Origin of the sequence: Pseudomonas glycinae, from assembly GCF_001594225.2 — a bacterium.
GTDB lineage: Bacteria > Pseudomonadota > Gammaproteobacteria > Pseudomonadales > Pseudomonadaceae > Aquipseudomonas > Aquipseudomonas glycinae.
In genome coordinates this window covers 910978-935706 of sequence record NZ_CP014205.2, presented here as the reverse complement: position 1 = coordinate 935706, position 24729 = coordinate 910978, and the positions used below count along the sequence as shown (strand labels likewise).

The following is a 24729-nucleotide window of genomic DNA, read 5'->3' as shown; positions in this document are numbered from 1 at the left end:
TAGATTCATGGGTGTACAAGTCAAACTTTTTGTATAAGTTTTTTGAGGTTTTTAGCGCCAGCCCATTTTCCAGTGTGAGTCATCCTGCAAAGCGCGCCAGTCGCATTGCTCGGTACGCCGGGTGAGCACAGCCTGCAATTCGATTTCCAGCACCGTACCGTCCTCGTCACGGAACAGTTCGGTCACCAGAAAATGCTTTTCACGGTTTTGCGGGTGGGCTGCTGTCCATTTCGACAGCAGCAATTTGCGCGGATTGATACGGTTCACTGCAAGTGTTCGTGCAAGCGTCTTGCCGCCTCCTGACCACTGAGCCATGCCCCTTCGACCCGACCCGACAGGCACCAGTCGCCACAGGCGTACAGACCCAGGTCGGCGTCGGCCAGAGTGCCCCATTCATGACTGCTGGCAGGCCGGGCATAGAGCCAGCGGTGGGCGAGGCTGAAGGTCGGGGCCGGCATGGCGCTGTGCAGCAACTCGGCGAAGGCGCCGTGCAATTGTTCGATCACCGCTTCCTTGGGCAGGTCGATGTGCTGCCTGCTCCAGGCGCTGGTAGCGTGCAGGACCCAAGTGTCGCATGTGGTGTCGCGCCCCGGTTTGCTGCGGTTGCGGGCCAGCCAGTCGAGGGCGCTGTCCTGGACGAAGCAGCCTTCGATCGGCGTATCCAGCGGCGTGTCGAAGGCGAGGGCGACGGCCCAGGTCGGATCCATTTTCACCCCGGCTGCGGCACCGGCGAGTTTCGGCGCGGCGGCCAGCAGGGCAGTAGCCTGGGGCGCCGGGGTGGCGATCACGACGTGGCTGAACGGCCCGTGGGTGAAGCCTTCGGCGTCCTGCAGGTGCCAGTGTTGTTCACCGCGATAGACCTCGGTGATGCGACAGGCGAAATGCACTTCCAGGCCATCGAGCAGGCCCCGGGTGATGGCACTCATGCGCGGCGTGCCGACCCAGCGGGTCTGTTCGTCCGGCGACAGGTTCAACTGCCCGCCATGAAAGGTGTAGAGCTGTGGCGCCCATTCGGTAACCCAGCCTTTGCTTTGCCAGCGCTGGACTTCGGTCACGAAGCGTCGGTCACGGGCAGTGAAATACTGCGCGCCCATGTCCAGCGAGCCGGCGTCACTGCGTTTGCTCGACATGCGCCCTCCGCTGCCGCGGCTTTTATCGAACAACTGGACGGTATGCCCGGCATCCGTAAGGGCCTGGGCGGCGGAGAGTCCGGCGATGCCGGTGCCAATGATTGCGATAGGTACAGTCATAGGGGCCTCGTTTACCTTTCTGTACAGACTACGCCGTGGATGAAACCTGTACAATTCTGTTTTTTGGTATAACTTCCAGCGTTCTGGTTCTGACAGCTTGGCCTATGGTTAAACAATAGAGCCTGCCCGATAGAAAAGATCCCTGTTTATAAAAATAGACTAGTGATCGGGGTAAAACGCCACGCGAGGAAGAAGTCATGCACATATTGCTGACCGGCGGTACTGGATTGATCGGACGCCAGCTTTGCCGGCACTGGTCCGGGCAGGGGCATCGCCTGACGGTCTGGAGTCGTCGTCCGGAAAAAGTCGCGAACATCTGTGGCGCCCAGGTGCGTGGCATTGCGCGTCTGGAGGACCTTGGCGACGAGCCGGTCGACGTGATCGTCAACCTCGCCGGCGCGCCAATTGCCGACCGGCCGTGGACCCATCGACGCAAGGCGCTGTTGTGGAGCAGCCGGATCTCGCTGACCGAATCGTTGTTGGCGTGGCTGGAAAAGCGCGGGCAAAAACCGTCGCTGCTGATCTCGGGTTCGGCGGTGGGTTGGTACGGTGACGGCGGCGAGCGCGAGTTGACCGAGGACTCGCCGCCGGTGATCGACGATTTCGCCAGCCAGTTGTGCATCGCCTGGGAAGAAACCGCGCAACGTGCCGAGGCGATGGATATTCGCGTGGTGCTGGTGCGCACCGGGCTGGTGCTGTCGGCCGAGGGCGGCTTTTTGTCGCGCCTGCTGCTGCCGTTCAAGCTCGGGCTGGGCGGGCCTTTGGGCAACGGTCGGCAGTGGATGCCGTGGATTCATATCGACGATCAAATCGCCCTGATTGATTTTCTTCTGCACTGCAATCAGGCGAGCGGTCCTTATAATGCGTGCGCGCCGAAACCGGTGCGCAATCGCGAATTCGCCAAGACGCTGGGCAGTGTGCTGCACCGCCCGGCGTTCATGCCGATGCCGGCCCTCGCCTTGAAGGTCGGGCTCGGCGAGATGTCATTGCTGTTGCTGGGTGGCCAACGGGCCATGCCCAAGCGCTTGCTGGAAGCGGGATTCACTTTCCGGTTCACGGATTTACGCGCGGCCCTGGACGATCTTTCCAGCCGCCTCTGAAATAGGACGTTGCATGACCGATCACGCCTTGCTTCTGGTCAACCTGGGTTCGCCGGCCTCCACTTCGGTGGCCGACGTGCGCCGCTATCTCAATCAATTCCTGATGGATCCTTACGTGATCGACCTGCCGTGGCCGGTGCGGCGTCTGCTGGTGTCGCTGATCCTGATCAAGCGCCCCGAGCAGTCGGCCCACGCCTACGCCTCGATCTGGTGGGATGAAGGGTCGCCGCTGGTGGTCCTCAGTCGTCGCCTGCAGCAGCAGATGAAGGCTCAGTGGACTCACGGCCCGGTGGAACTGGCCATGCGTTACGGCGAGCCGTCGATTGAGACAAGTCTGATGAAGCTGGTAGCGGCGGGGCATAAACGCATCACCCTCGCACCGCTTTATCCACAGTTCGCCGACAGCACCACCACCACCGTGATTGAAGAAGCCAAGCGTGTGGTGCGCGAGAAAAAACTCGATGTGCAACTGTCGGTGTTGCAGCCGTTCTACGATCAATCGGAATACCTCGATGCCTTGGTGGCCAGCGCCAGACCGCACTTGCAGCAGGATTACGATCACCTGTTGCTGAGCTTCCATGGTTTGCCGGAGCGGCACCTGACCAAGCTTGACCCGACCGGCAACCATTGCTTCAAGAATGAAAATTGCTGCAAGAATGCTTCGGCTGCCGTATTGGCCACCTGTTATCGCGCCCAATGCCTGCGCACAGCGGCGTTGTTCGCTGAGCGCATGGGCCTGCCGGACGGCAAATGGTCGGTGTCGTTTCAGTCGCGGCTGGGCCGGGCGAAATGGATCGAACCCTACACCGAAGCGCGGCTGGATGAGCTGGCCAAAAGTGGCGTGAAGAAGATTCTGGTGATGTGCCCGGCGTTTGTCGCCGATTGCATCGAGACCCTGGAAGAGATCGGCGATCGCGGCAAGGAGCAGTTCCGCGAGGCGGGGGGCGAGGAGTTGGTGCTGGTGCCGTGTCTGAATGACGACCCGCAATGGGCGAAGGCGTTGGCAACGTTGTGTGAACGGGCGCCATTGGCCCTTTGATGATCGTCGATGATTGATCGTTCCCACGCTCCGCGTGGGAATGCAGCCCGTGACGCTCCGCGTCACTGGACGCGGAGCGTCCCCAGAGGCATTCCCACGCAGAGCGTGGGAACGATCAGTGTGGGGTGATCCGCGTGGGAACGATCTTGAAGCCAAGGCTTAGATCAGCGGCTCATCCGCCTTCTTCTGTTTCCAGCTGTCGTTGCCCGGCAGCAGCAGGTTCAGCGCAATCGCCACCACCGCGCACAGCGCGATGCCTTTGAGCCCGAAATCATCCGGACCGGTGCCGGTGCCGACCAGCACACCGCCGATACCGAACACCAGGGTCACCGAAACGATCACCAGATTGCGCGCCTCGCCCAGGTCGATCTTGTGACGGATCAGAGTGTTCATCCCCACCGCCGCGATCGAACCGAACAGCAGGCACAGAATCCCGCCCATCACCGGCACCGGAATGCTTTGCAGCAGGGCGCCGAACTTGCCGATGAACGCCAGGCTGATGGCGAAGATCGCCGCCCAGGTCATGATTTTCGGGTTGTAGTTCTTGGTCAGCATCACCGCGCCAGTCACTTCCGCGTAGGTCGTGTTGGGCGGACCACCGAACAGGCCGGCAGCCGTGGTGGCGATACCGTCACCGAGCAGGGTGCGATGCAGGCCCGGCTTCTTCAGGTAGTCGCGACCGGTCACGCTGCCGACCGCAATCACGCCGCCGATGTGTTCGATGGCCGGGGCCAGCGCCACCGGGACGATGAACAGGATCGCCTGCCAGTTGAATTCCGGAGCGGTAAAGGCCGGCAGGGCGAACCATGGTGCTGCGGCAATTTTCGCGGTGTCGACCACGCCGAAGTAGAAGGACAGGGCAAAGCCCACCAGCACCCCGGAAATAATCGGCACCAGACGGAAAATGCCTTTGCCGAACACCGCCACGATCAACGTGGTCAGCAGCGCCGGCATCGAGATCATCATTGCGGTCTGGTAATGGATCAGCTCCGAGCCGTCGCCAGCCTTGCCCATCGCCATGTTCGCGGCAATCGGCGCCATCGCCAGGCCAATGGAGATGATCACCGGGCCAATTACGACTGGCGGCAGCAGACGGTCAATGAACCCGGTGCCTTTGATCTTCACGGCCAGGCCGAGGAAGGTGTAAACGAAACCGGCCGCCATCACGCCGCCCATGGTCGCGGCGAGGCCGAACTGACCCTTGGCGAGAATGATCGGGGTGATGAAGGCGAAGCTCGACGCCAGGAACACCGGCACCTGACGCCCGGTGACGATCTGGAACAGAATCGTGCCTAAACCTGCGGTAAACAGTGCCACGTTCGGGTCCAGGCCCGTGATCAGTGGCATCAGCACCAGGGCGCCGAAAGCCACGAACAGCATCTGTGCGCCGGACAGCACCGTACGCCAGAGCGGATCGTTGAACTCTTGCTGCATGCTTACGCGTCCTTCTGCTTGGTGCCGAAGATCTTGTCACCGGCGTCGCCAAGCCCAGGAATGATGTAACCGTGCTCGTTGAGTTTCTGGTCGATGGACGCGGTGTAGATGATCACGTCCGGATGAGCTTTCTCGACAGCGGCAATACCTTCCGGCGCGGCAACCAGCACCATTGCGCGGATGTCCTTGCAACCGGCTTTCTTCAGCAGGTCGATGGTCGCGACCATGGAGCTGCCGGTGGCGAGCATCGGGTCGATGATCATCGCCAGGCGTTCGTCGATTTCCGGAACCAGTTTTTCCAGATAGGTGTGGGCCTGCAGGGTTTCTTCGTTACGGGCAACGCCGACGGCGCTGACTTTGGCGCCCGGGATCAGGCTCAGCACGCCTTCGAGCATGCCGATGCCAGCACGCAGGATCGGCACGACGGTAATCTTCTTGCCGGCGATTTTCTCGACCGACACGGTGCCGCACCAACCTTCGATATCGTAGGTTTCCAGCGGCAGGTCTTTGGTCGCTTCATAGGTCAACAGGGCACCGACTTCCTGAGCGAGCTCGCGGAAATTCTTGGTGCTGATGTCTGCACGGCGCATAAGGCCAAGTTTGTGACGGATCAGCGGATGGCGGATCTCTTGGATGGACATGGGGAAAGGCTCCGGCGGCGGGCAAAAAAACCGGCCTAGATTAATCTATCCGAGGGTGATGTCCTATAGGACATACAGTACGTTAGTCCACAAATGCTTGATTCGGCCCCGGTTGATGCGTACCTTTGCTCGCTTTTCCGAAATCCGTCCCCCTGGAGAGCGCCATGTCCGCTGATCTCGAGCATATCCGTCAAATCATGCGAGAGGCTGACTGCCTGTACACCGAAGCTGAAGTCGAGGCTGCCATTGCCCGCGTCGGTGTACAAATCAACGAACAACTGGCCGACAGCAACCCGGTGGTGTTCTGCGTGATGAACGGCGGCCTGATCTTCTCCGGCAAACTGCTGACGCATCTGCAGTTCCCGCTGGAAGCGTCCTACCTGCACGCCACCCGTTACCGCAACGAAACCAGCGGCGGCGACCTGTTCTGGAAAGCCAAGCCGGAAGTCTCGTTCATCGACCGTGACGTGCTGATCATCGACGACATCCTCGACGAAGGTCACACCCTGGGCGCGATCATCGACTTCTGCCGTCACGCCGGCGCGCGCAAAGTGCACACTGCCGTGCTGATCGACAAGGACCACGACCGCAAGGCCCGTCCTGACCTGAAAGCCGACTTCGTCGGCCTGCCGTGTATCGACCGTTACATCTTCGGTTACGGCATGGACTACAAAGGCTACTGGCGCAACGCCAACGGAATTTTCGCCGTCAAAGGCATGTAATTCCGGGTAACCCCGATCCCTGTGGGAGCGGGCTTGCCCGCGATGGCGGACTGTCTGACACATTGATGTCGGATATGCCGACGCTATCGCGGGCAAGCCACGCTCCCACAGTTGTTTTGTGTGTGCTGATCCATCCGCGATACCCATGCTAGAGTGCTCGGCCCCGCCTCCCGGAGTCTGTCATGAGCCTCTTGATCCGCAGCTGCGCCGCCCTGTTGCTGACCCTCAGCCTGCCCCTGGCCGCCGCCCCGCTGCACAGCCAATTCCTGCCGCCCGACGACCTGACTCTGCGTGATGCCGAGCCCGAGCAGCAGCAACTGTTGCAGGTCACCGACTATTCCGTGGTGGTGGGGGCCCAGCGCCAGTCCAATCAGCAGCCGATTCCGGTCACCTCGTCCTTGATGATCCGCCTCAAAGGCAAATCCCTGAACAAGGGAGCGACGATCAATCAGGTGCTGGTCAACTTCGATGGCGAAAGCAAAAGCCTGAAAAAGCCGGCGTATGACGCCAAGAGCAAGACACTGACGCTCTACTACCCGCTGGCCCAGTACCGGGTGGTGATTGATCTGTTGCGCAACGACACCGTGTATTGCCAGTTCCTGACCTACGCCAACGGCCACATCTGGGCCGATTTGCACACCGGCAGCACGCGCTCGCGTTGAGCCTTGTGCCTGCGCAGGGGTAAACTGCCCGCCCCGTGAAATGTCTGCGAGCTGGAGTCGGCAATGCGTAAAGATAAGAAGCAAGTGATTGGTGACGAGATCGGCGATGAGCAGATCAAGCTGTTCCTCGATTTTGAGCCGGTCGACGCCACTTCGCCGTCGCTGCACAAACTGGTCAAGGCTTACCGTGGCCTGCGTATCGACGATTTCGAGCGTTTCCTGACGTTCTTCGTTGCCGCCGGTTATGACCTGGACGGAAAGGACGAGCACGGCCAGACCTTCGTCGACCAGATCCGCGATCAACGCAACGCGGCGGAATACATCGAGCTGATCGAAAAAGCCCGCGGCTGATCGGCCGAAGTTTTCCACAGGCATAAAAAAACGCCCCGCACTCACCGAGTGCGGGGCGTTTTTCATGGAGCCGAATCAGGCGTAGCTTTCGGTCTCGTTGCTGGCTTCAACCAGTTCCAGCGCGACGTTGTTCTGCGTGTTGATCTTGCGATACAGCGCAGCGTCGGTTTCCAGGACCTTTTCGCGGGCCGGGAAGATTTCCGCCAGTTTGGCAGCCCACTCACCCTTGGCCTTGGCCGGGAAGCATTTCTCGATCAGTTCCAGCATGATCGAAACGGTCACCGAAGCGCCTGGCGAAGCGCCGAGCAGGGCGGCGAGGGAGCCGTCCTTTGCAGCGACCAGTTCGGTACCGAACTGCAGGATGCCGCCTTTTTTCGGGTCTTTCTTGATGATCTGCACCCGTTGGCCGGCCACTTCCAGGCGCCAGTCTTCGGCTTTCGCCTCCGGGTAGAAACGACGCAGGGATTCCAGGCGCTGTTCCATCGACTGCATCACTTCGCTGACCAGGTACTTGGTCAGGTCCATGTTGTTTTTCGCCACGGCCAGCATCGGCCCGATGTTGCCGGCGCGAACCGACAGCGGCAGGTCCATGAAGGAACCGTGCTTGAGGAACTTGGTGGTGAAGCCGGCGTATGGCCCGAACAGCAGGGATTTCTTGCCATCGACCACGCGGGTGTCCAGGTGCGGCACGGACATCGGTGGCGAACCCACGGCGGCCTGGCTGTAAACCTTGGCCTGGTGATGCTTGACCACTTCCGGGTTGTCGCAACGCAGCCACTGGCCGCTGATCGGGAAACCGCCGAAGCCTTTGCTCTCTTCGATGCCCGAGGCTTGCAGCAGCGGCAGGGCCGCGCCACCGGCGCCGAGGAACACGAATTTGGCGTCGACTTCACGGCTGCTGCCGCTGTTGACGTCCTTGATGCTGACGGTCCAGCCGTTGGCGTTACGCTTGAGGCCGGTCACGCGCTTGCAGTACTTGACCTGGGCATCGGGTGCGCTGGTCAGGTGCTTGAGCAGCTGATTGGTCAGGGCGCCGAAGTTGACGTCGGTGCCGTTGATCACGCGGGTGGCGGCGAGCACCTGGTCTTTCGGACGACCCGGCATCATCAGCGGCATCCACTCGGTCATCTTCGCCTTGTCTTCGGTGTATTCCATGTCGGCGAAGGCGTGGTGCTTGCGCAGCGTATTGAAACGTTCCTTGAGGAACGACACGCCTTTCTCACCCTCGACGTAACTCAGGTGCGGCACCGGGCTGATGAAGGATTTGCACGAGCCGAACGTGCCTTTCCTGGTCAGGTACGACCAGAACTGCTTCGACACCTCGAACTGGGTGTTGATGTGCACGGCCTTCTTGATGTCGACGGTGCCGTCGGCAGCCTGCGGCGTGTAGTTCAGCTCGCACAGGCCGGCGTGGCCGGTACCGGCGTTGTTCCAGGGGTTGGAACTCTCCGCGGCACCGGAATCCATCAACTCGACGACTTCCAGCTTGATCGCCGGGTCGAGCTCTTTGAGCAGTACTGCGAGGGTGGCACTCATGATGCCGGCCCCAACCAGAACTACGTCGACTGCTTCGTTATGCGCCATTTAACGCGTCTCCAAAATCTGCAGCACCAAATTGTCGGCATGGCTGCCAGGCGTCCAGGGCAGGTCAGTTGAGCCCCGGGTATCCTTGGTCAGGTGTGCCATGTCCGAATCTTCGCAATTTTTCGCAACTTCGACGGATGCGTGCGGCCTGGCTTAAAGAGTCCCATGAACTCATTTCGGCACGGGGCTGGCAATTCGACTTATGGTCGAGACATCCGTTTGTGCAACCAAATCCGTAGCGGACAGGCTTCAGGCTCCGGTAGTCGAGGCGTTCCCGTTCCTGTGTCGTTGGGCTGTTTCAGACGCTAATGGTGCATGTTCAGACGCAAAACTATTCATTTGCTCGCCACACTCTTGTGAAGTTGTGAAAACCCGTTTTTTTCACGCTCTTTTGAAGACGTGAACCTCAAAAAGGGCTGTCCGGGGCTGGCACCGTGCCCGGAGGGGCAAACTACTCAGTGGCCGAGCGTCATGACAGCTCTGCAGATTCGCGAAAAGCGGGATTTGCCAGGGAAACAGCAAGCACGCCAGCTTCACTCGATCTGTGTGGGCGGCTCTCTGTGGGCGATTTGGATGCCAATGCAAGCGCATTGACGCTGTTGCGGGGCCCGATCAGGAGACGTCCTTATAATCGGGGGGAGATTGTATCGAAGAAATGCGTGGAGTTGGTCGAGTTTAATGACTTTTATTAGGCATCCGGTCAGATGCTCAACATCGCCTGAGCCCGTGCGCGTGGGCGCTGCTGTTCGACCCGGGCGCTGGCGGGCAGTGGCTGGTGCAGCCAGTTGAGACGGATTTCCTCGATTTCCACCCAGCCGTCACCCATCGGTTGCAGGCTGCATTGCTTGAAAGCCTGGCAATGGCCGTTGCGGTCGAGCAGGGCAAAGCTGCGGTGCAGCGGGCGTGGGGCGAACAACGAGATCAGATAGCGCATGGCAGTGTTCCTTTTGGGGATCTGTGAGGAAGATTGGCAAAGGGCCGTGACGCGCACGTGTATGGGGGGTGAAGAATCTGTGACAGGAACCGCTGGCAGCGGGTTTTGTCTGAGATTTCAGTGCTGGTGACCCACAGTGGCCCACCGCTATACTGCCGGCCTGTCTGTGCCTGATTCTGGAGAGAAGAGCATGTTGCAACGCCTGTTGTTCGGTTTGATCACTGTGACCAGTTTGACTCTGGTTGGCTGCGCCCACAGCCCGCAACAACTGAGCCCGGAACCGAAGCTGACCACTCAGCTGGCACCGGTCGGCCACGGCCAGCCTGTCGTGGTTCGTGTGGTCGACGGTCGTCCGTCGCCAACCCTCGGCACCCGTGGCGGCCTGTACCCGGAAACCAGCGCCATCACTGTTCAGCGCGAGCAGATCCTGCCGAAGTTGCAGGCCCAGGCTGAGGCGGCCGTGCGTCTGCTCGGGTTCACTCCGACCAACAACGCGCCCAATGCACCGCAACTGACCGTGACCTTGTCGGAACTGAAATACCAGTCGCCGAAAGAAGGCATGTACGTGACCGAGGCCACCATCGGCGCGACCTTCCGCTCCGACGTGCAGAACGCCAACCGTCGCTACAGCGGCCGTTACGGTGCCTCGCTGGACCAGCGTTTCGGCATGGCGCCGAACCAGGAAACCAACACCAAACTGGTCAGCGACGTGCTGAGCGATGCGCTGACCCGTCTGTTCAAGGACCCGACCGTGGGTCAGGTCCTCGCCGAGTAAGTGTTCGGTTGATGTGAAAAAGCCCGGGGCCAGTGATGGCTCCGGGCTTTTTCGTTCAGGCGGCTTGTGAATAGAAGTCGAGAACGCTGACGCCGGTCAGCAGGTCGGTCTCGGGCAAGTCCGCATGCTGGTGCCCGCCGAGGGCGCAATACACCAGCCAGTGGCGATCCTGGACATTGAAGGCCAGGCTGCCGACGAAGGTTTGCTGCTCGTCGGACGGGGAGATGAGGTACAGGCGATCCTGGTTTTCAGCGTGAAGCATGTCGCGTTCCGTGTCGGTTTCGAGGCGCGCAGGGTGACTGAAACAAATGACGATGCCGTGACACAGGACAGCCATCGGTCGATTGGCGGGTTATTTGTCGTAAAGGGTAGGGCAGTCGGGGAGGGTTTCGGTAGAATCCGCGCCGCGGTCGTCGGTCTGGCGCTCGCCATACCGGTCTAGATTGAGGTCTGTGATGTCGCTGCACTTGATGACGCTGTTTACCGCCCATCCCGCCAAGCTGATCAACCTGTTGGCCCTGCTGCTGGCCTTTCCCGGCAGTTGGCTGCTGCACGCGACCCGCCGCCGTGAACAACGGGCCATGGCCAGTATCGCGGCCCAGCGTCAGAGTCAGCCGGATCAGGAACCGGTGCTCGATTGGGCGACCCTGCGCATGAACCGCTTCTTCTATCGCTTCGGTTTTGCCTGCCTGGGCCTGGCGTTGCTGGTGTCCTGGATCAGTACCCGCTTCTGAACGAAAAACGGCGCCCGAAGGCGCCGTTCTTGTATCCAGCCGACACCGCTTACAGCGGCAGGCCAGCCTTGACCCGGTACTGATTGCGCACCGGCGTCGCATATTGCAGCACCAGATACGGACGATGCTCTTGCGGGCAAGCGTCCAGACGGCTTTGCCATTCTTCCTGGGCCTTGGCCAGTTCCTCGGCACCGAACACTTCGGCAGCCTTCGGCACGTTCAGTTGCGGATCGGCATCAGCCCACTGCGCGTATGCCAGGTAATGCACCGGGAACAACCGGTAGCCGCCGAGAATCTGCTTGTCCATTTCGACTGCCAATTGCTTGGTGTCCTCGAACAGCTCGGTGATCGGCGCGGCGAAGTTCACGTGCACCCGGCCCTTGTAGCCGGTGATGCCCTTGGCAATGCTCACGTCATCCTCGCCCGGCGCCTTGCTGTAGGTGCCGGTGGTGGCGCGGATGTACAGCTCGCGGGCCTTGGCCTGGTCGCACGGGTCGTATTCGTAGCTGATCGACACCGGGGTCAGGTTCAGCGACTGAATGACTTCGCCGAACGGCTCGTCCTTGCGGCTCATGTGGAACATCTTGAGGATCGCCGATTCGGTACGGTCGTCGCCGTCCTTCGCGCGGCCTTCGGCCTGGGCGATCCAGATCGAGGCGCAATCGTTGCGGATCGAGTGGTTGATGTACGCCGACAGCAGTTGATACGCCGCCATTTTCTCGCGGCGCCCGGTGATCGAACGGTGCACGATGAAGCTCTTGTTCAGACGCATCAGATCGCTGACGAACGGCTTTTGCAGCAGGTTGTCGCCAATTGCAATGCGTGGGGTCGGCAGGCCGGCGTGGTACACGGCGTAGTTGACGAAGGCCGGGTCCATGACGATGTCGCGGTGGTTGGCGATGAACAGATAAGCGCTGCCGGACTTGAATTGCTCGACACCGGTGTAAGTCACGCCATCGGTGGCGCGCTCGATGGTGTGGTCGACGTAGAACTCGACCTTGTCCTGCAAAGTGGCCACGGAGGTCACATCGGCGAACTCACGACGCAGCCGATGGGCTATAAGTGGTTTGAGCATCCAGCCGAAGGCACCGGCAAAACGCGGGAAGCGGAAGTGGGTGAGGATATCTAGAAACGCCTTGTCGCCGAGCAGTCGCGCCAGTACCGCAGGTACTTCGCTGTCGTCGTAAGGTCGGATGGCATCGAATTCGCCCATCATGCTCTCTTGTTGGAAACGGCTAGGGTAAGTAAAGGTTTTGATCGAAAACCAACGGGGCACGGTCTGAAAAAGTAGCCAGACAAAAATAGCCCTGCAAATAGACCGGCGATTATACGCACAAGTCACCCGGGAGACCGCGATGCTGGAAAGCGCAGTATATGAATGTCCGTATTGTGGTGAAGAGGTCGAGACGACCGTGGATCTCTCCGCTGGCGACCAGACCTATATTGAAGACTGTCAGGTGTGTTGTCGGCCGATCACCTTTGTATTGCAGGTCCATGGAGAGGACTGGTTTCTGGAAGTCTTCAGCGAAAACGAGTGAGGCGCGCCCATGCAGCGAATCTACGAGCCGGAAAACCTGATGGAAGGCGAGATGCTCAAGGGCATGCTCGCCAGCGAGGGTATCGAGGCGCATCTGGTCGGGCGCGATCTGCTGGGCGGCACGGGGGAGTTGCCGATCTTCGGTTTGCTGGGCCTGTCGGTCGATAACGACCAGGCCGAATACGCCCGCGAGCTGATCCGTGCGTACAATGCCGCGCTGCCGCTGCCCGGCGATGAACCGGACAGTTATCCCGGGACGCTGGTCTGTTAGGCTGGCGTTCGTTTTGTTTGTGAGTCGTGCTGCCCCATGTGTGGACGTTATGCCCTGTTTCGCTGGAACCGCGATTTCGCGAGCCTGCCAGGTTTTCCTGCCGATCAGCAGGCGCAGTGGAACATTTCCCCCAACGATTCGGTGTTGATGCTGCGCGCCGAACTTGACGGCCAGCGCACGCTGGCCCGTGCCCGTTGGGGCCTGACGCCGCCGTGGCTGACCGACCTGTCACGCACGCCGGCCCACGCTCGGGCCGAAACCGTCGCCGAACAGCCGATGTTCCGTGAAGCCCTGCGGCTGCGGCGCTGTCTGCTGCCGGCCAACGGTTTCTACGAATGGCGCGGCAATGTGCGCAAACGGCCGTACTGGCTGACACCGGGGGAGGGGGCTTCGTTGTTTTTTGCGGCGATCTGGGAGGCGTATCCGGTGCAGGAGCAGGTGTGGCTGAGCACGGCGGTGATCACCCAGCCGGCGGCCAGTCAGCGCCGACCGTTGATTCTCGATGAGGCGGGGCAGGCGGCGTGGCTCGATCTTGAGACGCCGCTGCATGTCCTGCAAGGCCTGCTCGCCAGCGAACCCGCTGCCTTGCGCGAGCGGGTGCTGGCGAATCTGGTCAATGATCCGAAGCTCAACGGGCCGGAGTGTCTGACTCCGGCCTGATGTGTCGCTGCTCGCGGCCCATTCGCGAGCAAGCTCGCTTCCACACTGCATTTTCGGGACTCACACACGTTCTGATTACATGCTCCCCTGTGGGAGCGTGCTTGCTCGCGATAAGGTCCGAAGGACCTTCCGGCGTCTTTACACCTTGAACTGATTGATCAACCGCCGCTGCTGCTCCGCCAGTTTGGTCAGATCCGCACTCGCCGAACTCGACTCATCCGCACCACCCGCCACTTCATTGGCCACCTGACCGATATTGATCACGTTGCGGTTGATGTCGTCGGCCACCGCGCTCTGTTCTTCGGCAGCACTGGCGATCTGGGTGTTCATGTCGTTGATCACCGACACTGCCTGGGTGATGGTTTCCAGCGCTTCGGCTGCCTTGGCCGCGTGTTGCACGCTTTCGTCGGTGCGGTTCTGGCTGTCTTCCATGACCCGCACTACATCGCGAGTACCCTGTTGCAGTTGCTGGATCATGCTCTGGATTTCTTCGGTGGCCTTCTGGGTTTTCTGCGCCAGGTTGCGCACTTCATCGGCCACCACCGCGAAGCCGCGTCCTTGTTCACCCGCGCGGGCTGCTTCAATCGCCGCGTTGAGGGCCAGCAGGTTGGTCTGCTCGGCGATTCCGCGAATGGCGATCAGGATCGCGTTGATGTTTTCGCTGTCCTTGGCCAGCGTCTGCACCACTTCCACGGCCTTGCCGATTTCCACGGCCAGCACGCCAATCGAGTCGGAGGTGTCACGCACGATCTGCATGCCCTGACTGGCGGCCTGATCGGCATGGCTGGCGGCTTGTGCGGCCTGGGTCGCATTGCGCGCCACATCCTGCGCGGTGGCGGTCATTTCCTGCACGGCGGTGGCCACCTGATCGATCTCGGCCATCTGTTTCTGTATGCCGATATTGGTACGGATCGCGATGTCCGCCGTGTGCTCCGAGGAATCGCTGACGCTCTGCACCGACGACACCACCTGCGTGATCATCCCCTGCAACTTGGCGAGGAAGGTATTGAAGCCTTTGGCGATGGAGCCGAGTTCGTCGTTGCGATCACTGGTCAGGCGACGGGTCAGGTCGCCCTCGCCCTGGGCAATGTCGTCGAGCATGGTGACCATTTGCTTCAGGGGACGGGCGATGCCGTGGCCCACCAGCCAGATCACCAGCAGGCCGAGGCCGGCAATGATCAGGCCGACCATGGCCATGCCGAAGGTGTCGGATTTGCGCTGGGCATCGAGGTCGCCTTGCAGCTTTTGCAGATCAGCCATCACCGCGTCGAGCGGCAGTTGCAGCATCAGTGTCCAGCGCGCGTCGGTCTGGCCGATGCCGAACGGCAGATACAACTCGATCCGGCCTTGCTCTTTATTGACGGTGTAAGTCACTTCGCCGCGCTTGAGATTGGCCATGTTGGCAATCTGCTGGGCGTCGAGGATGTCGCTGACCTTCTCGCCGAATTTGCTCGGGTCCTTGGTATAGGCGACGATCCGGCCGTTGCTGCCGATCAGGGCCATTTGCCCGGCGCCGCTGTAGAGTTTCTGGTTCGCGCCCAGGAGCATTTCCTGAATGAAGTTCACCGACAGGTCGGCCCCGACGATGCCCTGGAACGCGCCGTTGAGCATGATCGGTTCGATGAAGGAGGCGAGCATGACGATCTTGTCACCGACCTTGTACGGGGCCGGATCGATCACGCAGGATTTCCTGGTTTCTTTCGAGCACAGGTAATACTCGCTGGCGCGCACGCCGGTGGACAGGACTTTCTGGTCGTCGACGTCCACCAGTTTGTCCAGGCCCAGGGTGCCATCGTCGTTGCGGAACCACCACGGCAGGAAGCGCCCGTTGGCGGGATCGATCCCGACAACCTGAGTGCCGACGTAGGCCGCGTCATTGTGGTCCAGTGCGTTCTTTTCCCAGCCGATGTAGGTGCCGAGAATCTTCGGATTCTTCTCGACGTTTTCCTTGATCAGGCTGATCAGTTGCTCGCGGCTGACGTTCAGGCGTGGCTGGCCGTCGGCGCCCGGCGTGCCGAGCAGGGCGTTGACGCGTACCAGTCCGCCGGCGATCAACAGTGGCGCTTCCAGTTCGCGCTGGATCTGGCTGACCTGGGTCTGCGCCAGCGACGTCAGGCGCTGTTCGATGACTTGCTCGAACTGGGCCTGGGTCCGTTGCTGGACCATTTCCTGGGTGCGGGCACCGGAGAACAGCGCGTACAGCACCAACGCGGCGACTACGCTGAGCACGATGGCGCCGGCCAGGGCAGCCACGGAAAACTGGATCGACTTGAACTTCATGGGAGCTCCGCACGCGAGAGGACGTCTGCGCTGTTGTATCGGCAGCCACTATTGAGCCATGAGGTATAGAGAGAGTAATTGCAGCGCAATGTCGCAAATGGATCAGTGAGCGACGCAGTTGCAGCGGGCTTGTCGGTGGATATGAATGTTTTCCTACAGGTCAGAAGGAGGTCTTCTGAAATCAGGTGCAACACGTCCGTTGTATCTGGCGTCGATACCATTACCCGCCTAGGATACGCGGCAGGTTTTCAGGGAGCTTTTGAATGAACAAGACATTGGTTGTAAGTGCACTGAGCGCAGCGCTGTTGCTGGCCGGTTGTCAGTCGGTCAACACCACCAGCGGCGGTGCCGTGGGCGTCGAGCGCAAGCAGTACATGTTCAGCATGCTGTCCTCGCAAGAGGTCGACCAGATGTATGCCCAGTCCTATCAGAAGACCGTGGGCGAAGCGTCCAGCAAAGGCGTGCTGGACAAGACCAGCAACGATGCCAAACGTGTTCAGGCGATTGCCAACCGCTTGATCGCTCAGGCGCCGAACTTCCGTCCGGATGCGGCGCAATGGCAGTGGGAAGTGAACCTGATCAAGAGCGACGAGCTCAACGCCAACTGCGGGCCTGGCGGCAAGATCATTTTCTACACCGGTCTGATCGACAGCCTGAAACTCACCGACGATGAAATCGCCGCGGTCATGGGCCATGAAATCGCCCACGCCCTGCGCGAGCATGGTCGTGAAGCCATGTCCAAGGCTTATGGCATCGAAATGGCCAAGCAGGGCGCCGGTGCGTTGCTCGGCCTGGGTCAGGACAGCCTGGCGCTGGCCGACACCGTGGCCAACTACGGCATGACGCTGCCCAACAGCCGCGCCAACGAGAACGAGGCCGACCTGATCGGTCTGGAACTGGCCGCGCGTGCCGGGTACAACCCGAATGCCGCCATTACCCTGTGGAACAAGATGAGCAAGGCCTCTGAAGGCGCGCCGCCGGAGTTCATGAGCACTCACCCGTCTTCCAGCAGCCGCACGGCTGCGTTGCAGGCGGCGATTCCGAAGGTCATGCCGCTTTACGAGAAAGCGCCCAAGTCCTGAAACCATGATCGCTCCCACACTGAGTGGGGGAGCGATCTGCCGGATCAAACCCAGCCGCTGCTCTGCATTGCCTTGTAGACCGCGACGATTGCCAGGATCAGGAACGCCGAGGCGGCCAGTCGACGGATCAGGGTCAGTGGCAGTTTCTCCGCTGCAAAATTACCCGCCAGTACCACCGGCACGTTGGCGATCAGCATGCCCGCCGTGGTGCCGATGATCACCAGCCACAGCTCCGGGTATTGCGCCGCCAGCATCACGGTAGCGATCTGGGTCTTGTCACCGATTTCCGCGAGGAAGAACGCAATCAGCGTGGTCAGGAATGGCCCGAACTTGCGGGCGGTGCTGGCTTCATCGTCATCCATCTTGTCCGGCACCAGCGTCCACAGGGCGGTGGCGGCGAAACTTGCGGCGAGAATCCAGTGCAGGACGGAATCGGAGAAGAAGCTGCCGAACCAGGCGCCGACCGCACCGGCTGCCGCGTGGTTGGCCAGGGTCGCAGCCACGATACCGGCGATGATCGGCCAGGGTTTGCGGAAGCGAGCGGCGAGAATCAGCGCGAGCAGTTGCGTCTTGTCGCCGATTTCGGCCAAGGCAACGATTGCGGTGGGAACGAGTAACGAGTCCAGCATCAGGATTTCCTAAGGGGCGGGTCGACACGGCTATGACACGTACAGCCTTCCCGCCCCGGGTAAGGTGTGCGTGTCATAGGTCTTGTCAAACCCTGCGATCCGTCTGGTGCGGACGCTTGGGTCGCATACGCCATGATCTGAGGATCAAGTATGTTGACGTATGCCGGACGAGCTTGGCGCTCGTGGGAGACTACTCCCCTAGGACGGAGCGGATTCTGCCTAGGCGCAATCCATTCGGCAAGTGCTAATTTTCAGCCGCGCTTGGCCCGGTAAATCCGGAAACCATTGCCTTCGGCCTTGATCGCGCAGACTCCGAGATGCTCCTCGATCAGCGGCTGGTATTTCAGGAAGCTGTTGGCAACCAGACGAAGTTCGCCGCCGTTTTTCAGATGTTTGGCCGCTTTTCGCAGCAAATTCTCGGTGGCGAAATAATCGGTGTGGACGCCGACATGGAACGGTGGATTGCTCAGAATCGCGTTCAAACCCATCGGCGCGGCGTCGATGCCGTCACCGGTCAGCACCTCGGCTTCCAGACCATTGGCGGCCAGGGTCAGCCGGCTGCTGGCGGCAGCGAAGGCATCAACGTCGAGCAACGTGACCTGATTGTGCGGGTAACGGCGCTTGACCGCCGCGCCAAGCACGCCGGCACCGCAACCGAAGTCCAGCAAATGACCGCTCGGCAGTTTGTCCAGGTGTTCCAGCAGCAGGGCGCTGCCGCGATCCAGTCGGCCATGGCTGAACACGCCCGGCAGGCTGATGACTGTCAACGGGCCTTCGGCCAGCGGCAGTTCGTAGGTTTGCGCCAGGCTTTCCAGCGGTTTGGCTTCAGGTGCGTTGGCCACCGTCACTTGCCACAGCTGACAGTGTCGTGCGCTGTCGAGCTTGCGCGGTTTGCCGAACGGGTTGAGCTGTTTGGAGGCGCCTTCGATACCGCTGCGTTTCTCCCCGACCAGATACACCTCACGCCCGGCCAGACGCGAAGCCACGGCATTGAGGATGTAATCGGTCAGGTCCTTGGCCTTGGGCAGGAACACCACGGCGTTGGTGAATTCGCGCTCCGGCACGTTCACGCCAAAATGGCTACGCCCTTCGAAGCGCGCTTCGAGCGCAGCCTGATCGCCGGCATGCCAGCACCAGCCAAACGCCTCGGGCAGGCGCCCCAAAAGATCATCGGCAGGCAAACCGGCCAACAACACCGAACCCTGGAATAACTCGGCCTGACGAAGCAGTACTTCACTGCGCGGATCCATAACTGCTCCTGTGAAAAAAAGTGCCGCAGTTTATCAACTGACGACCCGCAGCGCCTTACCGCTGTAGAACGCCTGGGTGTTTTCAACCAGTTGGCCGACGATTCGCTGCCGCGCTTCGCGACTGCCCCAGGCATTGTGCGGGGTGACAATCAGGCGCGGGATGTCGGCGGCCAGCAGCGGATTGCCGTTGGTCGGTGGTTCGACGCTCAACACATCGGTGGCCGCGCCGCCCAGATGACCACTGCGCAGAGCATCGGCCAGGGCCTGTTCATCGATCAACCCGCCACGGGCGGTGTTGACCACGAAGGCGCCGGGTTTCATCGAAGCGAGTTCGCGGGCGCCGATGAAGTGCCGGGTGTGTTCGTTGAGCGGGCAGTGCAGGGTGAGGGCGTCGATTTGCGGCAGCAATTCTTCCAGTGGCAGGCGATCCGGACGGGCCGGGCGCCCCGGAATCTGCCCCAGCAACACGCGCATGCCGAAGGCTTCGGCCAGTCGCGCGACCGCGCCGCCGAGTTCGCCATGACCGAGCAAGCCAAGGGTTTTACCTTCCAGCTCGACGATCGGGTAATCCAGCAGGCAGAACTGTTTTGCTTGCTGCCAGCGGCCTTGGCTGACGGCTTTTTGATAATCGGCCAGACGCGTGGCGAGGTTGAGCAACAGCATGATCGTGTGCTGCGCCACCGACGGCGTGCCGTAACCCTGACAGTTGCACACGGTGATGCCGTGGGCGCGGGCGGCGGCCAGATCGACGTTGTTGGTACCGGTGGCGGTGATCAGGATCAGCTTCAGCTGTGGGTTGGCGGCCATGGCGGCGGCGTCGATCAGGACCTTGTTGCTGATCGCCACGGTCGCACCTTGCAGGCGTTCGGCAACCTGCGCAGGCAACGTCTGGGCGAACAGTTGCAGATCGCTGAAGCAGTCACGCAAAGGGCTCAGATCGAGATCGCCAAGATCCAGCGAAGGGTGATCGAGGAATACGGCGCGGTGGGCGTTCGTCATCAACTGTACCTGTCGTGCTTTGAAGGGAAGGCGTAATCTGCCGAGCCTACCAGATGAAACAACTCGTTACGCTTGGCCGAAAGGAGCCCCCATGTACTGGACCGAATTCTTGACCGTTGCCCTGATCCACCTGCTGGCCGTCGCCAGTCCCGGTCCTGATTTCGCCGTGGTGGTGCGCGAAAGCGTGACTCACGGGCGTCGTGCCGGAACCTGGACGGCGTTGGGCGTGGGCACGGCGATTTTTCTGCACGTCGGTTATTCGTTGCTGGGGATCGGGTTGATCGTTTCCCAATCGATCGTGCTGTTCAACGCCTTGAAATGGGCAGCCGCCGCGTACCTGCTGTACATCGGCTTCAAGGCCCTGCGCGCGCAACCGGCGAAAACCGTCGCCGATGATCTGCACAAAGAGGCCGGCGAGCGCACCGCACGTGGCGCGTTCACCTCGGGCTTTGTGACCAACGGTCTGAACCCGAAAGCCACGCTGTTCTTCCTGTCTTTGTTCACTGTGGTGATCAACCCGCACACACCGCTGACGGTGCAGGCCGGTTACGGGATCTATCTGGCTGTCGCGACCGCCACCTGGTTCTGCCTGGTGGCCATGTTGTTCAGCCAGCAGCGCGTGCGCGCCGGTTTCGCCCGTATGGGCCACTGGTTCGACCGCACCATGGGCGCGGTGCTGATCGCCATCGGCGTGAAACTCGCGTTCACCGAAATGCATTGATCCTGCGGTGACGTAACGGATTCCGGCAAATGCTGGCGCAAAGCTAGCATTTGTACGGCTCTGCAAATCATTCCTTTGGCTGATTTGGCTGACGTATAACGGTTCTAGAGTACGAAACTCCAACGCCAACACCGTGCAGTCAGAAAAGGGATTCTTATGTTGCAGACTCGCGTTATTCCGCCCGCCGAAGGGGCGTACCAGTATCCACTGCTGATCAAACGGCTGCTGATGTCGGGCGCCCGTTACGAGAAAACCCGCGAGATCATCTACCGTGACCAGCTGCGCTACAGCTACCCGACCCTGATCGAGCGCGTCGCGCGGCTGGCCAACGTGCTGACGGCGGCCGGCGTAAAGGCGGGTGACACCGTGGCGGTAATGGACTGGGACAGCCATCGCTACCTGGAGTGCATGTTTGCGATCCCGATGATCGGCGCGGTGATTCACACCATCAACGTGCGTCTGTCGCCGGAACAGATCCTCTACACCATGAACCACGCCGAGGACCGCTTCGTGCTGGTCAACAGCGAGTTCGTCGGGCTGTATCAGGCCATCGCGCCGCACCTGACCACGGTGGAGAAAACCCTGCTGCTGACCGATCTTCCGGAAAAAACCGCCGATCTGCCGAATCTGGTCGGCGAATACGAGCAATTGCTGGCGGCCGCCAGTCCCCAGTACGACTTCCAGGATTTCGACGAGAACTCGGTCGCCACCACGTTCTACACCACGGGCACCACCGGCAATCCGAAAGGTGTGTATTTCACCCATCGGCAACTGGTGCTGCACACCATGGGCGTGTCGACCATCATGGGCGCCATCGACAGTGTGCGGCTGCTGGGTACCAACGACGTGTACATGCCGATCACCCCGATGTTCCATGTGCATGCGTGGGGCTTGCCGTATGTGGCGACCATGCTCGGGCTCAAGCAGGTCTATCCGGGGCGTTACGACCCGGAGTTCCTGGTCGAGCTGTGGCGCAAGGAAAAGGTCACGTTCTCACATTGCGTGCCGACCATCCTGCAGATGGTGCTCAATGCTAAAGGCGCGCAGGGCACCGATTTCGGCGGCTGGAAAATCGTCATCGGCGGCAGTGCCCTCAATCGCACACTCTATGAAACAGCCAAGAGCAAGGGCATTCAACTGACGGCCGCTTACGGCATGTCGGAAACCGGGCCACTGGTTTCGTGCGCGCATCTGAACGACGAATTGATGGCAGGCACCGAAGACGAGCGCACCACTTACCGGATCAAGGCCGGCGTGCCGGGGCCATTGGTCGAAGCAGCCATCGTCGACACCGAGGGCAATTTCCTCCCGGCGGACGGCGAGACCCAGGGCGAACTGGTGCTGCGCGCACCGTGGCTGACCGAGGGCTACTTCAACGAACCGCAGAAGGGCGCCGAGCTGTGGGCCGGCGGCTGGCTGCACACCGGCGACGTGGCGACGCTCGACGCCATGGGCGTGATCGACATCCGCGACCGGATCAAGGACGTGATCAAGACCGGCGGCGAGTGGATCTCTTCTCTGGACCTCGAAGACCTGATCAGCCGGCACGTCGCGGTACGTGAAGTAGCAGTGGTGGGGATCGCCGATCCGCAGTGGGGCGAGCGCCCGTTTGCCTTGCTGGTGGTGCGCGAAGGGCACGTTATCGGGGCGCGCGAGCTCAAGGAACACCTCAAGCCGTTCGTAGAACTGGGGCACTTGAGCAAGTGGGCGATTCCGAGTCAGATCGCGCTTGTTACTGAAATTCCCAAGACCAGTGTCGGCAAGCTCGACAAGAAGCGCATCCGCCTCGACATCACCGAATGGCAGGCCAACAACAGCACCTTCCTCTCGACGCTTTGAGCGTCCGCTGGCGCGCCGAAAACGGCGCGCCAGACCCACCAAGCAAGCGCTTGGCTTGTGAAATCCGAATTTTCAGCCATCCTTGCCGTGCCGACATGTGTCGGACTGGCGAAAGGACTGTTCCAGAGTGGCCGGCAGCTGCAAATCACACTTTAGAGGGATCAAGCAGTACCACCTGCTGGCTATAGTCCGCTCAAGGATTTTTAAGAACGGGGCACACGCACAAACGGGGCGATGCAACATTGAAGCGATTTCGGGAAGCCTCTGGCACCCGGTCCTTCAGGCGTTTTTAAAAGTACTCACTGCCATAACAATAATGCACATGGAGTAGCGTCGATGACCTCAGTAAACCAGTTCTGGCGCCGGGCAAAGCTGCCTCTGGCCGTCAGTCTTGCTTCTTCGCTCGCCGGGCCCGCATTCGGCGTCAGTTTCAACGTCGGTGAAATCGAAGGCCAGTTCGACTCCTCCCTGTCGATCGGTGCCAGTTGGTCCACCCAGAGCCCGAACAAGAACCTCATCGGCGTCAACAATGGCGGTCACGGTCTGTCCCAGACTTCCGACGACGGCCACGCCAACTTCAAGAGCGGCGAAACCTTCTCGAAGATCTTCAAGGGCATCCATGACCTTGAACTGAAATACGGCGACACCGGCGTGTTCGTCCGTGGCAAGTACTGGTACGACTTCGAACTGAAGGACGAGAGCCGCGAGTTCAAGGACATCAGCGACAGCAACCGCAAGGAAGGCGCCAAGTCTGCCGGCGGCCAGATCCTCGATGCCTTCGTCTACCACAACTACGCGATCGCCGATCAGCCGGGCTCCGTGCGTCTGGGCAAACAGGTGGTGAGCTGGGGTGAAAGTACCTTCATCGGTGGCGGCATCAACTCGATCAACCCGATCGACGTTTCCGCGTTCCGTCGCCCAGGCGCCGAGATCAAGGAAGGCCTGATCCCGGTCAACATGTTCTACGTGTCCCAGAGCCTGACCGACAACCTGTCGGCCGAAGCCTTCTATCAGCTGGAATGGGACCAGACCGTCGTCGACAACTGCGGTACGTTCTTCTCCCAGCCGGACATCATTGCCGACGGCTGCACCGACAACTTGCGCGTACTCAACAAGCGCTCGCAGATCCCGGCCATTGCCCTGGGGCCATTGGCGGCCAACGGTGTCAACGTCAATGAAGAAGGCGTGCTGGTGCCGCGCGGCGCCGATCGCGATGCGCGCGACAGCGGCCAGTGGGGCGCGTCCCTCAAGTACATGTTCGAACCGCTGGACACCGAATTCGGTGCCTACTTCATGAATTACCACAGCCGTGCGCCGATCTTCAGTGCCACTGGCGCGCCGCAATCGGTGTACAACGGCGTAGCCGCATTGCCAGGTCCGTTTCAGGCACTCGGGCCGCTGCTGGTCGCGGGCAATTCGAAGTACTTCGTCGAGTACCCTGAAGACATCCGCCTCTACGGTCTGAGCTTCTCCACCACCTTGCCTACCGGTACGGCGTGGAGCGGTGAGATCAGCTATCGCCCGAATGCACCCGTGCAACTTAACTCCACCGACATCCTGTTCGCCGGTGTGCGTCCGCTGGGTGGCCCTTACGCCAACGCATCGCTGCTCAATGGCGTGCCGGGCCAGGATCTGCATGGCTACGAGCGCAAGGAAATCACTCAACTGCAAACCACCTTCACGCACTTCTTCGATCAGGTCATGGGCGCCAGCCGTCTGACCCTGGTGGGTGAAGTGGGCATGACTTACGTGGGCGGCCTCGAAAGCCGATCCGACAAGCGCTATGGCCGCGATCCGGTCTATGGCCCGGGCGAGCTGCCAGCCACCGGTACCACCAACACCTGCGTCAACATCCTCAACAACGGCACCATCAACGGTGCCGGACCAGGTTCGCCGCAGAACAACCGCAGCCGCAATTGCGACAACGACGGTTTCACCACGTCGATGTCCTGGGGCTACCGCGGCCGTGCGATCTGGGAATACAACGATGTCTTCGCCGGTGTGAACCTCAAGCCGAACGTGGCCTGGTCTCACGACGTCAGCGGCTACTCGCCAGGCCCTGGCGGCAACTTCGAGGAAGGTCGCAAGGCCGTCAGTCTGGGCGTCGATGCCGAGTATCAGAACACCTACACCGCGAGCCTGGCGTACACCAACTTCTTCGACGGCAAGTACACCACCGTGGATGACCGCGATTTCGTGGCGCTCAGCCTCGGCGTGAACTTCTAAGCACTGCAT

26 protein-coding genes and 1 riboswitch are annotated in these 24729 nt (G+C 60.8%); of the genes, 14 read left to right on the top strand and 12 right to left on the bottom strand.

Annotated elements, in window-relative coordinates; genetic code table 11:
• Positions 1–51: 51 nt before the first annotated feature.
• Together AWU82_RS04245 and AWU82_RS04240 are read right to left on the bottom strand one after the other, a co-directional pair.
• Positions 52–267 (bottom strand): TIGR02450 family Trp-rich protein, encoded by a 216-nt coding sequence (locus AWU82_RS04245; protein ID WP_064383996.1) that lies wholly within the window; start codon positions 265–267, stop codon positions 52–54.
• Positions 264–1250, bottom strand: coding sequence for an NAD(P)/FAD-dependent oxidoreductase (locus tag AWU82_RS04240; RefSeq protein ID WP_064383995.1), 987 nt, complete (start codon positions 1248–1250; stop codon positions 264–266). Before AWU82_RS04240 ends, AWU82_RS04245 begins: the two co-directional genes overlap by 4 nt.
• A 197-nt stretch (positions 1251–1447) precedes the next feature.
• On the opposite strand from AWU82_RS04240, the gene AWU82_RS04235 reads away from it, so the two are divergent.
• Both AWU82_RS04235 and hemH read left to right on the top strand, forming a co-directional pair.
• Entirely contained in the window at positions 1448–2350 is a 903-nt protein-coding gene (locus AWU82_RS04235; RefSeq protein ID WP_064383994.1) for a TIGR01777 family oxidoreductase, read from the top strand.
• Between the two features lie 13 nt (positions 2351–2363).
• Entirely contained in the window at positions 2364–3389 is a 1026-nt protein-coding gene (gene hemH, locus AWU82_RS04230) for a ferrochelatase (RefSeq protein WP_064383993.1), read from the top strand.
• A 159-nt stretch (positions 3390–3548) separates the two neighbouring features.
• Here the strand turns inward: hemH and AWU82_RS04225 are convergent, their stop codons facing one another.
• Both AWU82_RS04225 and upp read right to left on the bottom strand, forming a co-directional pair.
• Positions 3549–4823: a uracil-xanthine permease family protein gene (locus tag AWU82_RS04225; protein ID WP_064383992.1), complete on the bottom strand. Its 1275-nt coding sequence runs from the start codon at positions 4821–4823 to the stop codon at positions 3549–3551.
• 2 nt (positions 4824–4825) lie between these two features.
• Positions 4826–5464, bottom strand: coding sequence for a uracil phosphoribosyltransferase (upp, locus tag AWU82_RS04220; protein WP_007951682.1), 639 nt, complete (start codon positions 5462–5464; stop codon positions 4826–4828).
• A 164-nt stretch (positions 5465–5628) separates the two neighbouring features.
• On the opposite strand from upp, the gene AWU82_RS04215 reads away from it, so the two are divergent.
• The 3 genes from AWU82_RS04215 (at position 5629) to AWU82_RS04205 (ending at position 7199) form a co-directional block, all read left to right on the top strand.
• Complete coding sequence (locus AWU82_RS04215) at positions 5629–6186, top strand: hypoxanthine-guanine phosphoribosyltransferase (protein WP_064383991.1); 558 nt, start codon at positions 5629–5631, stop codon at positions 6184–6186.
• 182 nt (positions 6187–6368) lie between these two features.
• Positions 6369–6848: a hypothetical protein gene (locus tag AWU82_RS04210; protein WP_064383990.1), complete on the top strand. Its 480-nt coding sequence runs from the start codon at positions 6369–6371 to the stop codon at positions 6846–6848.
• Between the two features lie 63 nt (positions 6849–6911).
• Complete coding sequence (locus AWU82_RS04205; protein ID WP_064383989.1) at positions 6912–7199, top strand: PA4642 family protein; 288 nt, start codon at positions 6912–6914, stop codon at positions 7197–7199.
• A 75-nt stretch (positions 7200–7274) separates the two neighbouring features.
• Here the strand turns inward: AWU82_RS04205 and mqo are convergent, their stop codons facing one another.
• Together mqo and AWU82_RS04195 are read right to left on the bottom strand one after the other, a co-directional pair.
• Positions 7275–8783, bottom strand: coding sequence for a malate dehydrogenase (quinone) (gene mqo / locus AWU82_RS04200; RefSeq protein ID WP_064383988.1), 1509 nt, complete (start codon positions 8781–8783; stop codon positions 7275–7277).
• A gap of 700 nt (positions 8784–9483) precedes the next feature.
• Entirely contained in the window at positions 9484–9717 is a 234-nt protein-coding gene (locus tag AWU82_RS04195; protein ID WP_039766297.1) for a hypothetical protein, read from the bottom strand.
• A 190-nt stretch (positions 9718–9907) separates the two neighbouring features.
• Between AWU82_RS04195 and AWU82_RS04190 the strand changes: the two genes are divergently transcribed.
• Positions 9908–10492: a YajG family lipoprotein gene (locus AWU82_RS04190; RefSeq protein ID WP_064383987.1), complete on the top strand. Its 585-nt coding sequence runs from the start codon at positions 9908–9910 to the stop codon at positions 10490–10492.
• 55 nt (positions 10493–10547) lie between these two features.
• Here the strand turns inward: AWU82_RS04190 and AWU82_RS04185 are convergent, their stop codons facing one another.
• Positions 10548–10754, bottom strand: a complete 207-nt coding sequence (locus AWU82_RS04185; protein WP_064383986.1) for a hypothetical protein — start codon at positions 10752–10754, stop codon at positions 10548–10550.
• A 193-nt stretch (positions 10755–10947) separates the two neighbouring features.
• On the opposite strand from AWU82_RS04185, the gene AWU82_RS04180 reads away from it, so the two are divergent.
• Entirely contained in the window at positions 10948–11226 is a 279-nt protein-coding gene (locus AWU82_RS04180; RefSeq protein ID WP_011335898.1) for a hypothetical protein, read from the top strand.
• Positions 11227–11275: 49 nt separating this feature from the next.
• Here the strand turns inward: AWU82_RS04180 and AWU82_RS04175 are convergent, their stop codons facing one another.
• Positions 11276–12439 (bottom strand): 1-acyl-sn-glycerol-3-phosphate acyltransferase, encoded by a 1164-nt coding sequence (locus AWU82_RS04175; RefSeq protein ID WP_170928982.1) that lies wholly within the window; start codon positions 12437–12439, stop codon positions 11276–11278.
• Positions 12440–12581: 142 nt separating this feature from the next.
• Between AWU82_RS04175 and AWU82_RS04170 the strand changes: the two genes are divergently transcribed.
• Genes AWU82_RS04170 through AWU82_RS04160 form a run of 3 tightly spaced genes read left to right on the top strand, consistent with a single transcriptional unit; the run spans position 12582 to position 13694 of the window.
• Positions 12582–12764: a CPXCG motif-containing cysteine-rich protein gene (locus AWU82_RS04170; protein WP_011335896.1), complete on the top strand. Its 183-nt coding sequence runs from the start codon at positions 12582–12584 to the stop codon at positions 12762–12764.
• A 9-nt stretch (positions 12765–12773) separates the two neighbouring features.
• Complete coding sequence (locus AWU82_RS04165) at positions 12774–13034, top strand: putative signal transducing protein (RefSeq protein ID WP_064383985.1); 261 nt, start codon at positions 12774–12776, stop codon at positions 13032–13034.
• A 36-nt stretch (positions 13035–13070) separates the two neighbouring features.
• A complete protein-coding gene (locus AWU82_RS04160; RefSeq protein ID WP_064383984.1) occupies positions 13071–13694 on the top strand; it encodes an SOS response-associated peptidase in 624 nt (207 codons plus the stop codon).
• 138 nt (positions 13695–13832) lie between these two features.
• On the opposite strand, the gene AWU82_RS29645 is transcribed toward AWU82_RS04160, so the two are convergent.
• Positions 13833–15974, bottom strand: coding sequence for a methyl-accepting chemotaxis protein (locus AWU82_RS29645; RefSeq protein WP_064383983.1), 2142 nt, complete (start codon positions 15972–15974; stop codon positions 13833–13835).
• Between the two features lie 263 nt (positions 15975–16237).
• On the opposite strand from AWU82_RS29645, the gene AWU82_RS04150 reads away from it, so the two are divergent.
• A complete protein-coding gene (locus tag AWU82_RS04150) occupies positions 16238–17056 on the top strand; it encodes a M48 family metallopeptidase (RefSeq protein ID WP_011335892.1) in 819 nt (272 codons plus the stop codon).
• Between the two features lie 44 nt (positions 17057–17100).
• On the opposite strand, the gene AWU82_RS04145 is transcribed toward AWU82_RS04150, so the two are convergent.
• The 3 genes from AWU82_RS04145 to AWU82_RS04135 all read right to left on the bottom strand — a co-directional run bounded on the left by AWU82_RS04145 (position 17101) and on the right by AWU82_RS04135 (position 19934).
• On the bottom strand, positions 17101–17685 hold the full coding sequence (locus AWU82_RS04145) for a TMEM165/GDT1 family protein (RefSeq protein ID WP_007956837.1): 585 nt from the start codon (positions 17683–17685) through the stop codon (positions 17101–17103).
• Positions 17686–17772: 87 nt separating this feature from the next.
• Positions 17773–17897, bottom strand: a riboswitch (yybP-ykoY riboswitch).
• Positions 17898–17936: 39 nt separating this feature from the next.
• On the bottom strand, positions 17937–18935 hold the full coding sequence (locus AWU82_RS04140) for a methyltransferase (protein WP_064383982.1): 999 nt from the start codon (positions 18933–18935) through the stop codon (positions 17937–17939).
• Positions 18936–18968: 33 nt separating this feature from the next.
• A complete protein-coding gene (locus tag AWU82_RS04135; RefSeq protein ID WP_064383981.1) occupies positions 18969–19934 on the bottom strand; it encodes a 2-hydroxyacid dehydrogenase in 966 nt (321 codons plus the stop codon).
• Positions 19935–20025: 91 nt separating this feature from the next.
• On the opposite strand from AWU82_RS04135, the gene AWU82_RS04130 reads away from it, so the two are divergent.
• From AWU82_RS04130 to AWU82_RS04120, 3 genes are all read left to right on the top strand, one after another.
• Positions 20026–20655, top strand: a complete 630-nt coding sequence (locus AWU82_RS04130) for a LysE family translocator (RefSeq protein ID WP_064383980.1) — start codon at positions 20026–20028, stop codon at positions 20653–20655.
• A 156-nt stretch (positions 20656–20811) separates the two neighbouring features.
• On the top strand, positions 20812–22494 hold the full coding sequence (locus tag AWU82_RS04125) for a fatty acid--CoA ligase (protein ID WP_064383979.1): 1683 nt from the start codon (positions 20812–20814) through the stop codon (positions 22492–22494).
• 336 nt (positions 22495–22830) lie between these two features.
• Positions 22831–24720, top strand: coding sequence for a DUF1302 domain-containing protein (locus tag AWU82_RS04120; RefSeq protein ID WP_064383978.1), 1890 nt, complete (start codon positions 22831–22833; stop codon positions 24718–24720).
• Positions 24721–24729 lie beyond the last annotated feature (9 nt).

Excerpts from the sequence above, each read along its gene's own strand:
- AWU82_RS04240 (WP_064383995.1), bottom strand. The coding sequence starts at position 1,250 with ATGACTGTACCTATCGCAATCATTGGCACCGGCATCGCCGGACTCTCC.
- AWU82_RS04235 (WP_064383994.1), top strand. The coding sequence starts at position 1,448 with ATGCACATATTGCTGACCGGCGGTACTGGATTGATCGGACGCCAGCTT.
- hemH (WP_064383993.1), top strand. The coding sequence starts at position 2,364 with ATGACCGATCACGCCTTGCTTCTGGTCAACCTGGGTTCGCCGGCCTCC.
- AWU82_RS04225 (WP_064383992.1), bottom strand. The coding sequence starts at position 4,823 with ATGCAGCAAGAGTTCAACGATCCGCTCTGGCGTACGGTGCTGTCCGGC.
- upp (WP_007951682.1), bottom strand. The coding sequence starts at position 5,464 with ATGTCCATCCAAGAGATCCGCCATCCGCTGATCCGTCACAAACTTGGC.
- AWU82_RS04215 (WP_064383991.1), top strand. The coding sequence starts at position 5,629 with ATGTCCGCTGATCTCGAGCATATCCGTCAAATCATGCGAGAGGCTGAC.
- AWU82_RS04210 (WP_064383990.1), top strand. The coding sequence starts at position 6,369 with ATGAGCCTCTTGATCCGCAGCTGCGCCGCCCTGTTGCTGACCCTCAGC.
- AWU82_RS04205 (WP_064383989.1), top strand. The coding sequence starts at position 6,912 with ATGCGTAAAGATAAGAAGCAAGTGATTGGTGACGAGATCGGCGATGAG.
- mqo (WP_064383988.1), bottom strand. The coding sequence starts at position 8,783 with ATGGCGCATAACGAAGCAGTCGACGTAGTTCTGGTTGGGGCCGGCATC.
- AWU82_RS04195 (WP_039766297.1), bottom strand. The coding sequence starts at position 9,717 with ATGCGCTATCTGATCTCGTTGTTCGCCCCACGCCCGCTGCACCGCAGC.
- AWU82_RS04190 (WP_064383987.1), top strand. The coding sequence starts at position 9,908 with ATGTTGCAACGCCTGTTGTTCGGTTTGATCACTGTGACCAGTTTGACT.
- AWU82_RS04185 (WP_064383986.1), bottom strand. The coding sequence starts at position 10,754 with ATGCTTCACGCTGAAAACCAGGATCGCCTGTACCTCATCTCCCCGTCC.
- AWU82_RS04180 (WP_011335898.1), top strand. The coding sequence starts at position 10,948 with ATGTCGCTGCACTTGATGACGCTGTTTACCGCCCATCCCGCCAAGCTG.
- AWU82_RS04175 (WP_170928982.1), bottom strand. The coding sequence starts at position 12,439 with ATGGGCGAATTCGATGCCATCCGACCTTACGACGACAGCGAAGTACCT.
- AWU82_RS04170 (WP_011335896.1), top strand. The coding sequence starts at position 12,582 with ATGCTGGAAAGCGCAGTATATGAATGTCCGTATTGTGGTGAAGAGGTC.
- AWU82_RS04165 (WP_064383985.1), top strand. The coding sequence starts at position 12,774 with ATGCAGCGAATCTACGAGCCGGAAAACCTGATGGAAGGCGAGATGCTC.
- AWU82_RS04160 (WP_064383984.1), top strand. The coding sequence starts at position 13,071 with ATGTGTGGACGTTATGCCCTGTTTCGCTGGAACCGCGATTTCGCGAGC.
- AWU82_RS29645 (WP_064383983.1), bottom strand. The coding sequence starts at position 15,974 with ATGAAGTTCAAGTCGATCCAGTTTTCCGTGGCTGCCCTGGCCGGCGCC.
- AWU82_RS04150 (WP_011335892.1), top strand. The coding sequence starts at position 16,238 with ATGAACAAGACATTGGTTGTAAGTGCACTGAGCGCAGCGCTGTTGCTG.
- AWU82_RS04145 (WP_007956837.1), bottom strand. The coding sequence starts at position 17,685 with ATGCTGGACTCGTTACTCGTTCCCACCGCAATCGTTGCCTTGGCCGAA.
- AWU82_RS04140 (WP_064383982.1), bottom strand. The coding sequence starts at position 18,935 with ATGGATCCGCGCAGTGAAGTACTGCTTCGTCAGGCCGAGTTATTCCAG.
- AWU82_RS04135 (WP_064383981.1), bottom strand. The coding sequence starts at position 19,934 with ATGACGAACGCCCACCGCGCCGTATTCCTCGATCACCCTTCGCTGGAT.
- AWU82_RS04130 (WP_064383980.1), top strand. The coding sequence starts at position 20,026 with ATGTACTGGACCGAATTCTTGACCGTTGCCCTGATCCACCTGCTGGCC.
- AWU82_RS04125 (WP_064383979.1), top strand. The coding sequence starts at position 20,812 with ATGTTGCAGACTCGCGTTATTCCGCCCGCCGAAGGGGCGTACCAGTAT.
- AWU82_RS04120 (WP_064383978.1), top strand. The coding sequence starts at position 22,831 with ATGACCTCAGTAAACCAGTTCTGGCGCCGGGCAAAGCTGCCTCTGGCC.